The following is an 11,644-nucleotide window of genomic DNA, read 5'->3' as shown; positions in this document are numbered from 1 at the left end:
AAGGGAGTTTTGGCACATGCTGAGCGCATTTAAATTAAGTAACAATCGCTTATCCCGTTTGGAGCTGGATGAATCAGATGAGTCAGATGATCTGACCTCATCAATTTGGGTCGACTTAGTTGAACCGGAAGAAGGGGAGCGCGAACGCGTCCAGTCTGAGTTAGGGCAAAGCCTGGCGACCCGGCCAGAGTTGGACGACATCGAGGCTTCCGCTCGCTTCTTTGAAGATGAGGATGGCCTGCATATCCACTCCTTCTTCTATTATGAAGATGCTGAAGACCATGCGGGTAACTCAACCGTGGCATTTACCATCCGTGATGGTCGCCTGTATACCCTGCGTGAGCGCGAGTTACCGGCTTTTCGTTTATATCGGATGCGGGCGCGTAACCAAACACTGGTTGATGGCAATGCCTATGAGCTGTTGCTGGATCTGTTCGAAACCAAAATTGAGCAGCTAGCCGATGAAATCGAAAACATTTATAGCGATTTGGAAGCCTTAAGTCGCGTCATTATGGAAGGGCAGCAAGGTGATGAATATGACGCCGCGTTGTCTACCTTAGCGGAACAGGAAGATATCGGCTGGAAAGTGCGCTTGTGTCTGATGGATACCCAGCGAGCACTGAATTTCCTGGTACGTAAAGCCCGCTTGCCGAGTGGTCAACTGGAGCAAGCCCGTGAGGTATTGCGCGATATCGAATCCCTATTGCCACACAATGAATCCCTGTTCCAGAAGGTTAACTTCCTGATGCAGGCAGCAATGGGCTTTATCAATATCGAGCAGAACCGGATTATCAAGATCTTCTCGGTGGTATCGGTGGTGTTCCTGCCGCCAACACTGGTGGCATCCAGCTACGGGATGAACTTTGAGTTTATGCCGGAATTGCGCTGGTCATTTGGCTATCCGGGCGCGATCAGTTTGATGATTATCGCGGGTTTAGCACCGTATCTCTATTTCAAGCGCAAGAACTGGCTCTAACCTAACCTTCGCCCTTGAAGCTGCAGGGGTGTTAGCTGCGTTCACGCACCCGAATCACTTGACTGTGTAAGCTCATCGGGATGAGTTCACTGGCAGCCTACCTGCAACTTCAAGTTCTTTGGTTATCAATATCATAACTCGATGAGTAACCGGGCATGTTTTGTCGGCTGATATCTAGGCGCGGCGCTTACGTTGGGTGTAGAGCGCATCCAATGTGAACAGCAACAGTGCCGCCCAGATAAAGGCGAAAGTCACCATTTTATCGTTGCCAATGGTTTCGCCGTAGAAGGTTACCGCCAGAATAAACATCAACGTTGGCCCAAGGTATTGGAAAAAGCCCAATGTCGATAGTTTTAAGCGAGTAGCGGCGGCGGTGAAGAACAGTAGCGGGATAGTGGTAATCACCCCGGCTGCTGCCAATAACAGGTTAAGCGACCACGCATTGGTGCTCATGTGGCTGGTTGGGCTATCGGCAATAAAGAACAGATACACCGCTGCTATCGGCAATAGCCACATAGTTTCCACCAGCATGCCGGTTTGGGCATCTATCCCGAGTTTTTTACGAATCAGACCGTATAAAGCAAAGCTTATCGCGAGTCCCAGGGCGATTATCGGTAGCGAGCCAAACTGCCATAATTGAATCAATACCCCGCCGAACGCTAATGCCACCGCAACCCACTGCATGCGACGAAAACGCTCACCCAGAAACAACATGCCGAATAACACATTTACTAGCGGGTTAATGAAATAGCCCAAACTGGCTTCCAGCATATGATTGTGGTTTACCGCCCAGATAAACAACAGCCAGTTACTGGCAATCAACACAGCAGTAACTGCTAGCAATAACAGGCGTTTGCCGTTTCTACAGGCACTGCGTACCTGTGGCCAATTGCGGCTAACAGTTAGCAGGATCAACATAAAGAAAAATGACCAGATAATCCGATGAGTCAAAATTTCATCAGCCGGCACCTGCTGGATGAGCTTGAAATAAGCTGGGGCAATACCCCAAATAAAATAGGCTGCCAGAGCAAATAAAATGCCCTGACGGGTTCGTTGTTTATCCATGGTGTAGCTCGGGACAAGAAAGGAGATGCGGTGAGTGTACTTAACTTCGCGTTACGAATCATCACCGCTGACGGGCAAATCAGCCAACCAGATAAGTTGCCGTTGCGCTAGCGATGTGCATTTGGCTTTCATTATGCAGCTCAACCCGGGCAACCGACACTTTATTGCCACTGCGCAAAATACTGCTGCTGGCAATAAAATGTTTGCCGCGGCCGGGGCGTAGATAGTCAACACGCAGATCGATAGTGCCCATTTTAGCCAGATATATTTGCAATTGTTCTTTAATGAGCGGTTCATGGCGTACCAGGCTATTCCCAACGCACACCAGTCCGGCAGCCACATCCAGCACTGCGGCAATAACGCCACCATGCAAAATTTGTTGTGCAATATTGCCAACTAACTTGTCATTATTATCGAAAGCAATCTCGGCGTAATCTTGCTCGAAACGGGTTAATCGCAGACCAAGCTCACGGTTAAATGGCATGTGATACACAAATACTTCGCCAATCATGCGGCGAGCATCCTCTAACGTTAAAGTTGTTGCTGGCATTTTTCCCTATTCTCTTCTTGGTTGCCGATAAGCAATCATAGTGTAAGTTAACGAATTGTTTATTTTATGCTTCTGCTTTGTTGTTTTCCAGCCGTTAAGCCATAAATATAAACAACACTAATCTCAGATAACATTTGTGTGTAGAATGAGCTGTTTTCATTACAAATAGAAATAATCCGTAAGGTGATGGGGGAATAATGGGAAGATTTTGGCGGATACTGATAGCGCTGTTACTGGTGCCAACGTTGGCACAGGCAGAAGCTGCAACGGTTGAGAAGATTCATGATGCACCTGAGGTGCGTGGTAGTATTATTGCGGCAATGTTGCAGGATCACGATAATCCGTTTCTGCTTTATCCATATGAAACAAACTATCTGTTATATACCTATACCAGTAATATCAATAAAGATGCTATTAGCTCTTATGATTGGGCTGAAAATGCCAAGAGAGATGAAGTTAAATTCCAACTGAGTTTAGGTTTCCCTATTTGGCGTGGTATTGCCGGTGATAACTCATTACTGGGTGCTTCTTATACTCAACGTTCTTGGTGGCAGGCATCCAATAGTGATGAGTCCTCGCCATTTCGCGAAACAAACTATGAACCGCAACTGTTCCTGGCATGGGCAACTGATTACGAGTTGGCGGGCTGGACTTTCCGTGAAGTAGAGTTTGGTTATAACCACCAGTCTAACGGTAAAGCGGATCCAACCTCACGTAGCTGGGACCGTGTTTACACCCGTGTGATGGCACAGCGTGGCAATTTAGAAATTGACTTGAAGCCTTGGTATCGTCTGCCAGAAAGCGACGAGAAAGATGACAACCCGGATATCAATAAATACATGGGTTATTATCGTCTGAAAGTCGGTTATGCCTTGGGTGACAGTGTATTCAGCGTGGATGGCCATTATAACTGGAATACCGGTTATGGCGGCGCAGAAATGGGCTGGAGCTATCCTATCACCAAGCATGTTCGTTTCTATACCCAAGTGTTCAGTGGCTATGGTGAGTCAATGATTGACTATAACTTTAGGCAAACACGGGTGGGTGTGGGTATCATGTTAAACGATGTCCTTTAACGTCATCCGGCGTTAGAAAAGTTTCAGACACAGGCCGGTTAACCGGCCTGTGCAGATCTTATAGTTGGGGAAGAGTGTGTCGACCGCAGCAGTGATAAATAGGGAATTACTGGCAGTGCAGGTATTGCGAGATACTTTCGGCTATCAGCAATTCCGGCCCGGACAACAGGAAATTATCAACGCCACCCTATCAGGGCAAGACTGTCTGGTAGTGATGCCTACCGGTGGTGGTAAGTCCTTGTGTTATCAGATTCCGGCACTGGTGACGGATGGGTTGACGCTGGTAGTCTCTCCGTTGATCTCGCTCATGAAGGATCAGGTCGACCAACTGCTGGCTTACGGCGTTGGTGCGGGGTGCTTAAACTCATCGCAAACGCGTGAACAACAGTTAGCCGTGATGGACGGTTGCCGTAGCGGTCAGATTAAGCTGTTGTATATTGCCCCAGAACGCTTGGTCATGGAGAGTTTCCTTGATCAATTGTATCAGTGGCGGCCGGCTTTATTGGCGGTGGATGAGGCGCACTGTATTTCTCAATGGGGTCATGATTTCCGCCCGGAATATCGTGCTCTAGGCCAGTTAAAGCAACGTTTCCCTGATTTACCGGTTATTGCGCTCACTGCCACGGCGGATGACGCGACGCGGGGGGATATTGTTCGTCTGCTTAATCTGGATCAGCCACTGATTCAAGTCAGCAGTTTTGACCGCCCCAATATCCGTTACACCTTGGTAGAGAAGTTCAAACCGCTCGATCAATTATGGCGTTTTGTGCAAGACCAACGTGGCAAAAGTGGCATTATCTATTGTAACAGCCGGGCAAAAGTGGAAGACACCACCGCCCGTTTGCAGAGCCGTGGCTTAAGTGTGGCGGCCTACCATGCCGGGCTGGATAATGAGCGTCGGGGGCAGGTGCAGGAAGCATTCCAGCGCGATGATCTGCAAGTGGTGGTCGCGACCGTGGCCTTTGGTATGGGGATTAACAAACCCAACGTCCGCTTTGTGGTGCATTTTGATATCCCGCGCACTATCGAGTCTTATTATCAGGAAACCGGCCGTGCCGGACGTGATGGCCTGCCTGCTGAAGCCGTGTTGCTGTACGATCCGGCGGATATGGCGTGGTTACGTCGCTGTCTGGAAGAGAAACCTGCAGGGGCACAGCAAGATATTGAACGGCATAAATTAAATGCTATGGGCGCTTTTGCCGAGGCGCAGACTTGTCGTCGTCTGGTGCTGCTCAACTATTTTGGTGAGGGTAAACAGCAGTCGTGTGGTAACTGTGATATTTGCCTCGATCCGCCGAAGCGCTACGATGGGCTGGCTGATGCACAAAAAGCCCTCTCGTGTGTTTATCGTGTCGGACAGCGGTTTGGTCTGGGGTATATTGTCGAGGTGTTGCGCGGGGCGAATAACCAGCGTATCCGTGAAATGGGTCATGACAAGTTATCAGTGTATGGGATTGGCCGCGAACAAAGCCACGAACACTGGGTCAGTATATTGCGCCAGCTTATCCATCTCGGGTTGCTGAGCCAAAATATCGCAATGTTTTCAGCGTTACAACTGACTGAGGCCGCTCGCCCGATTCTGCGTGCTGAATTGCCGTTACAATTGGCAGTGCCGCGTATTCAGAGCCTGAAAGTGCGCAGTAGCGCTAATCAAAAATCTTATGGCGGCAATTATGATCGCAAGTTGTTCGCCAAATTGCGCAAGTTGCGTAAATCTATCGCTGACGAAGGCAATATTCCGCCTTATGTGGTGTTTAACGATGCTACCTTGCTGGAGATGGCGGAACAGATGCCGATTACTGCCAGCGAGCTGTTGAGCGTCAATGGTGTTGGGCAACGCAAACTGGAGCGTTTTGGCGCGCCGTTTATGGCGATGATCCGCGACCATGTAGACAACAACGACGACTAACCGGTCGCCTTTCGCTAACGCCCCTGCGATTTTCGGTTCGCAGGGTATATGAGAATCTATCATGTTGATGCTATTCCTTACCGTTGCGCTGGTCCATCTGGTTGCATTAATGAGCCCAGGGCCGGATTTCTTTTTTGTCTCGCAAACCGCCGCCAGCCGTTCGCGCCGTGAGGCGATGATGGGGGTGGTCGGGATCTCGCTGGGAATTGTTATCTGGGCTGGTGTGGCGCTGATGGGGTTGAACCTTATCTTGCAGAAAATGGCGTGGTTACATCAGATTATTATGGTCGGTGGTGGGCTATATCTGTGCTGGATGGGGTGGCAACTGCTGAAATCTGCCCGAGCCAAACGTCATGGTAGCGAGGGGGAGGTTCAAGTTGCACTACCCGCCCGTGGTCGGACCTTCCTGCGCGGCTTCCTGACTAATCTGTCGAACCCGAAAGCCGTTATCTATTTTGGCAGTGTGTTCTCACTGTTTGTCGGCGATGACGTCAGTGCGGGTGCGCGCTGGGGCTTGTTCGTGCTGATTGTTGGTGAAACCTTCGTCTGGTTCACTATTGTCGCCTGCGTATTTGCCTTGCCGGTGATGCGCCGTGGCTATCAGCGTTTATCAAAATGGATTGATGGGCTGGCGGGAGTACTGTTTGCCGGTTTTGGTATCCATTTGATCTTATCGCGCTAATTAATGCCCCAACTGGCAGATGATGCCGGTTGGGTAATCATTTGTTTGAATTAGCATTACACTTTTCTGGCGGTTGCCAATAACACGCCTACCAGCATAAATAAGCCACCAAATATCCGGTTCAGTAATTTCATTTGTTGTGGTGATTTAATCCAGCCAGCAATTCGGGTGGCAAGGGTGGCGTAACCAATCATCACAATAATATCAACCACCACGCTGGTGGTGCCGAGAATCAGATATTGCGCCACTTGCGGTTGATGTGGCAGCACAAATTGTGGGAATAATGCCGCCAGAAAAACGATGCTTTTTGGGTTGGTAAGGTTAACAAACACCGCGCGTTTAAACAGTTTTCGCCGCGGCATACTGTTGGCTAGCGCATGCAGATCCAGCGCACCGGCAGCGCGCCATTGCTGAATCCCAAGCCAGATTAAGTAAGCCGCACCAAGCCATTTTAGTATTTCAAATGCCAGCAAGGATTGTGAAATCAGTGCACCCAACCCCACGCCAACTAATACAATGTGCACGGCTAATCCCAATTGCAGTCCGCAAATTGAGGCTACAACCCCGCGCGTACCGTGGCTGATGGCGGTGCTCATGGTGTTAATGGCCCCAGAACCAGGGGACAGGCTGAGGATCAATGTGGTCAGTAGATAGGTTAACCACCAGTCTAAGGTCATCGGCAAAGCTCCCTGAATGCATAAATTTATGCCACAATACTCTATTGCTAATAGTTGTGCTATGGCTCACAGAACGACTGGGTTTACCAGAATATCAGGTGTATTGAACATTGAGCAATTCCGGTCAAAGGATGTCATCAGTCATGATTTACAAGGTCATGCTATATCGAGCCACGCTATGCCGTTAGACAATAGTTGGTTAACGCGTGAAGAGCAGTTTGCTGCTTTTGTTAACGGGCCGCTGTTAGATTTTTGGCAACAGCGAGATGAGGATGAGTTTATCGGCGTCGATGATATTCCGATTCGCTATGTCCGCTTTCGTGCACCACAACACACTCGAGTGGTGGTGGTGGTGCCCGGCCGCATTGAAAGTTACGTTAAATATCCTGAAGTGGCTTATGATCTGTTTCAGCAAGGCTATGATGTGATAGTGCTGGATCATCGTGGGCAAGGGCGTTCGGGTCGCTTGCTTGAGGATGGTAACCGTGGTCATGTGATTAAGTTTGATGATTATATTGAGGATTTTGCGCAGTTAGTGCAGCGCGAAATAACTGATAGCCATTATCAGCAGCGATTTGCCCTGGCTCATTCAATGGGGGGGGCAATTCTCACGCGTTATCTGGCCAGAGAACCGGATGTGTTTAATGCGGTAGCATTATGTGCTCCGATGTTTGGTATCCACTTACCGATGCCCGGCTGGCTGGCTCACCGCATTGTCGACTGGGCCGAAAGGTATCAAACGCTGCGCGACTATTATGCTATTGGTACCGGCCAGTGGCGGCCACTGCCCTATCTGGTCAATGTGTTAACCCATAGCCGTGAGCGATATCGCCGCTATTTACGCCAATATGCGGATACACCGGAAATACGTCTTGGTGGGCCAACCTATCATTGGATCCGAGAAAGTCTGCTGGTGGGCGAGCAAATCATCGCGCAAGCAGAAAAGATAACCACGCCGGTTCTATTATTACAAGCCAGTGAGGATCGGGTAGTACATAACCCGGCTCATGATGCTTTTTCTCAGGCAATGACTTTGGCAGGACACCCTTGCGAAGGGGGGCAACCTAAGAGAGTTCAAGGTGCACGCCATGAGATCCTGTTCGAGCGGGACCAGCTTCGTGCCGAGGCGCTGAGCGCCATATTGCGCTTTTTCGCGCAACATCAATCATCAGTCGGCCATTATGGCTCCGACGCCACCAGAGGTTAGAACATACCGCTATGTATCATGTTGTTGCTTCCGATTTAGATGGCACCCTGCTATCACCTGATCATCTTTTAACGCCATATACCAAAGAAACACTCAAGTTGCTGACGCAGCGCGACGTGCATTTTGTGTTTGCCACTGGTCGCCATCATATCGATGTGGCACAAATCCGCGATAGCTTGGAAATCAGTGCCTTTATGATTACCTCCAACGGCGCACGGGTGCACAACACGGCGGGAGAGCTGATTTTTAGTCATAACCTTGATGCAGATATTGCGCGTGATTTGTACAATATTGAGCACCATAACCCGGATATCCTGACCAACGTCTATCTGAACGACGAATGGTTTATGAACCGTGAAAGCCCGGCACAGAAAGAATTTTTCCGTGAGTCGGTATTTAATTATCAGGTATTTGAACCTGCATTACTGCCAACCGATGGTGTGTGTAAGGTTTACTTCACCTGTGAAGATCATGACAAGTTGTTGATTTTAGAAGAAGCCATCAATGCACGTTGGGGCGATCGAGTTAATGTCAGTTTTTCTTTCCCAACCTGTCTGGAAGTGATGGGCGGCGGTGTCTCTAAGGGGCATGCGCTAGATCAAGTTGCCAAAATTATCGGTTATTCACTGAAAGAATGTATCGCTTTTGGTGATGGTATGAATGACCTGGAAATGCTGTCGATGTCTGGCAAAGGCTGCATCATGCGTGATGCGCATCAACGGCTAAAAGACATGTTACCGAATCTGGAAGTGATAGGTTCAAACGCCGATGATGCTGTTCCACACTATTTGCGTAAGATGTTTTTAGGTACAGATAAGTAACTGATTTATAGAAGTAAATGCAACTTGCCGTAAACGAAAAAGTGGCGCATTAAACATAATTGCGCCACTGGTTTATTCCGTTATCTCAGAGCATCAACTTACTGGTGTTGCCCCTGTTTTTGCAGGAACTGCACACCTTGATCCGGGAAGTCAGTAAACACCCCGTCAACCTGTGCTTGATTGTAGATAATATCGAATAGCTGATTGACGTTAGTCGCGTATTTCGGCAGCTTATCCGCACGGATGGTGTATGGGTGAACCATCATATTGTTGGCATGCGCATCTTTGACCATATTGGTCAGCTTGATGTTATCCGGCGTAGAGGTTTCAACCACCAGCATATGGTAGTCAGGGCCGATGCCATCGGCATACTGTGCTACTTGCTTCATCGCTCCTGGCTTGAACATCCAGTCGTAACTGTAATTGACCCATTTGCCATCAGGCTTCTGTTCGTAGGTTTCATTCCAGTCGGTATAAGCCACCAGTTGGACCAGTTTTAGGTCCATACCCATCTTCGGTTCCAGCTCGTTTTTGATGCGCTTTAATTCATTGGCATCAAAGCATTGCAGATAAACTTTATCGCCCTTGGTGGTGTAACCGTACTGTTTCAGTACTTCCAACACCTTGGTTGAGATGTCTTTCCCTTCTTGTTTATGGAACCACGGTGCTTTTATTTCTGGGTAAATCCCAACGTTTTTACCGGTCGAATGATTCAAACCTTGAACAAATTCAATCTCCTCCTGGAAGGTATGTACACGGAAGTCAGATTTGCCCATCGGGAAACGGCCCGGATAGCTCTGCACTTTCTTACCGTCTTTATCAATATCAAAGCCTTCGGTAAATTTCAGTGATTTAATTTCTGGTAGCGTAAAGTCAATGGCGTAATAGCGGCCATCTTTGCGTGCGCGATCGGGGAAGCGCTCAGCCACATCGGTCACGCGATCCAGATAATGGTCGTGCAGAACCACCAACTCATTATCTTTGGTCATCACCAAATCTTGTTCAAGATAATCCGCACCTTGCGCGTAGGCCATGGCTTTAGCGGGCAGTGAATGCTCCGGCAGATAACCACTGGCACCACGGTGTGCGATGACAACTTTGCTTGCCGACGGTTTGGTGACTACTGATGACTGCTCGGCGGCCTGCGCCATACCGGTAACTGAGGATGCCAGAATAATACTCGCCAACAGGGTTTTGATGTGGGTTTGCATTGATAGTGCTCCATTTATCAATCTCAGGGTATGAAAAAGGCTATGTCGCTATAAATCCATCAATAACGACACAGCCTGAAAAAACGTAACTAGATGAACTTATAAGCCCTGTTTTCTAGCCAGCTCTGCGTGATGCTTTTTCTCACTAAACATCACAACGATCAGTAACAGAACAGCCAAGATACTGCCGCCGATCATGACCATAAAGCCGCCGTCCCAACCGAAGTAGTCCACGGTATAACCGACGATGGCACTCGCTGCTACCGAGCCGCCCAGATAACCGAACAAGCCGGTGAAGCCCGCGGCGGTCCCTGCTGCTTTTTTCGGTGCTAATTCAAGCGCATGTAAGCCAATCAACATTACCGGGCCATAGATCAGGAAGCCGATGGTGATCATACAGGCCATATCGATACCTGGGTTACCGACCGGGTTCAGCCAGTAAATGATGGTAGCGATAGTCACCAGAGTCATAAAGAACACACCGGTAGCCCCGCGGTTACCTCTAAACACTTTGTCGGACATCCAACCGCACAACAGCGTCCCTGGAATACCAGCGTATTCATACAGGAAATAAGCCCATGAGGATTTATCCAGTGCGAAGTGTTTCACTTCTTTCAGGTAGGTCGGTGACCAGTCGAGGATGCCGTAACGCAGTAAATAAACAAAAACGTTAGCAATCGCGATATACCACAACAGTTTGTTGGGCAATATGTATTGCATGAAGATCTGTTTAGCAGTCAGTTCTTCTTCTGCTTCTTCGCTGTAGTCATCTGGATAGTCGTTTTTGTACTCTTCAATCGGCGGCAAGCCCACGGATTGAGGGGTATCACGCATCAGACCAAAGACAATCAATGCCACCAGAATGGCACCAAAAGCAGGCATGTAGAGTGCGGCTTTCCAGTCGTTAAACCACGCCATCCCCAGCAGGAACAGTAATGGTGGTAAGCCACCACCGACGTTATGGGCGCAGTTCCAGACTGACACGATACTGCCGCGTTCCTTCTTCGACCACCAGTGCACCATGGTACGGCCACATGGCGGCCAACCCATACCCTGGAACCAGCCACATAAGAACAGCAGCACGAACATCACGGCGATACTGGATGTTGCCCAAGGCACAAAGCCCATAAACAGCATCACGGCGGCGGCGAGAATCAAACCGGCAGAGAGGAATACCCGTGGGTTAGACCGGTCAGAAACCGAACCCATGATGAATTTTGAGAAACCGTAGGCAATAGAAATACCCGATAACGCGAACCCCAGATCCCCGCGAGAGAACCCTTGTTCGATCAAATACGGCATGGCGAGAGTAAAGTTTTTACGCACCAGATAGTAAGCGGCGTAACCGAAAAAGATGCCCATAAAGATTTGCCAGCGTAGGCGGCGGTAGGTGGGATCAATCTGTTCTGCTGGAAGCCGGGCCTGATGCGGCGCGGGCTTAAAAATACTCAACATGAGTGCCTCCGATGG

Annotated in this window: 11 protein-coding genes; 6 read left to right on the top strand and 5 right to left on the bottom strand. The window is 49.1% G+C overall.

The window, feature by feature from the left end; translation table 11 throughout:
* The first annotated feature begins 16 nt into the window (after positions 1–16).
* Positions 17–976, top strand: a complete 960-nt coding sequence (corA, locus tag Q2T71_RS17730) for a magnesium/cobalt transporter CorA (protein ID WP_005188027.1) — start codon at positions 17–19, stop codon at positions 974–976.
* A 174-nt stretch (positions 977–1,150) separates the two neighbouring features.
* Here the strand turns inward: corA and rarD are convergent, their stop codons facing one another.
* Positions 1,151–2,041 (bottom strand): EamA family transporter RarD, encoded by an 891-nt coding sequence (gene rarD, locus Q2T71_RS17725; protein ID WP_083161919.1) that lies wholly within the window; start codon positions 2,039–2,041, stop codon positions 1,151–1,153.
* Between the two features lie 79 nt (positions 2,042–2,120).
* Complete coding sequence (locus Q2T71_RS17720; RefSeq protein WP_372560065.1) at positions 2,121–2,591, bottom strand: thioesterase family protein; 471 nt, start codon at positions 2,589–2,591, stop codon at positions 2,121–2,123.
* 197 nt (positions 2,592–2,788) lie between these two features.
* Between Q2T71_RS17720 and pldA the strand changes: the two genes are divergently transcribed.
* The 3 genes from pldA (at position 2,789) to rhtC (ending at position 6,258) form a co-directional block, all read left to right on the top strand.
* Complete coding sequence (pldA, locus tag Q2T71_RS17715) at positions 2,789–3,667, top strand: phospholipase A (RefSeq protein WP_083161924.1); 879 nt, start codon at positions 2,789–2,791, stop codon at positions 3,665–3,667.
* Positions 3,668–3,743: 76 nt separating this feature from the next.
* On the top strand, positions 3,744–5,576 hold the full coding sequence (recQ, locus tag Q2T71_RS17710) for an ATP-dependent DNA helicase RecQ (protein ID WP_372560064.1): 1,833 nt from the start codon (positions 3,744–3,746) through the stop codon (positions 5,574–5,576).
* Between the two features lie 61 nt (positions 5,577–5,637).
* A complete protein-coding gene (gene rhtC / locus Q2T71_RS17705) occupies positions 5,638–6,258 on the top strand; it encodes a threonine export protein RhtC (RefSeq protein WP_372560063.1) in 621 nt (206 codons plus the stop codon).
* 56 nt (positions 6,259–6,314) lie between these two features.
* Here the strand turns inward: rhtC and rhtB are convergent, their stop codons facing one another.
* Positions 6,315–6,935, bottom strand: a complete 621-nt coding sequence (gene rhtB, locus Q2T71_RS17700; protein ID WP_372560062.1) for a homoserine/homoserine lactone efflux protein — start codon at positions 6,933–6,935, stop codon at positions 6,315–6,317.
* 178 nt (positions 6,936–7,113) lie between these two features.
* On the opposite strand from rhtB, the gene pldB reads away from it, so the two are divergent.
* Both pldB and yigL read left to right on the top strand, forming a co-directional pair.
* Positions 7,114–8,142 (top strand): lysophospholipase L2, encoded by a 1,029-nt coding sequence (gene pldB, locus Q2T71_RS17695; protein WP_372560667.1) that lies wholly within the window; start codon positions 7,114–7,116, stop codon positions 8,140–8,142.
* Positions 8,143–8,153: 11 nt separating this feature from the next.
* Positions 8,154–8,963, top strand: a complete 810-nt coding sequence (yigL, locus tag Q2T71_RS17690; RefSeq protein WP_372560061.1) for a sugar/pyridoxal phosphate phosphatase YigL — start codon at positions 8,154–8,156, stop codon at positions 8,961–8,963.
* Positions 8,964–9,061: 98 nt separating this feature from the next.
* Here the strand turns inward: yigL and glpQ are convergent, their stop codons facing one another.
* Both glpQ and glpT read right to left on the bottom strand, forming a co-directional pair.
* Entirely contained in the window at positions 9,062–10,174 is a 1,113-nt protein-coding gene (gene glpQ / locus Q2T71_RS17685; protein ID WP_372560060.1) for a glycerophosphodiester phosphodiesterase, read from the bottom strand.
* Positions 10,175–10,273: 99 nt separating this feature from the next.
* Entirely contained in the window at positions 10,274–11,629 is a 1,356-nt protein-coding gene (gene glpT / locus Q2T71_RS17680) for a glycerol-3-phosphate transporter (RefSeq protein ID WP_005187993.1), read from the bottom strand.
* Positions 11,630–11,644 lie beyond the last annotated feature (15 nt).

It is taken from the genome of Yersinia sp. 1652 StPb PI, assembly GCF_041538345.1.
Taxonomy (GTDB): Bacteria; Pseudomonadota; Gammaproteobacteria; order Enterobacterales; family Enterobacteriaceae; genus Yersinia; species Yersinia enterocolitica_E.
The sequence above is the reverse complement of the archived record's forward strand: the minus strand, read 5'-3'. Positions and strand labels throughout refer to the sequence as shown.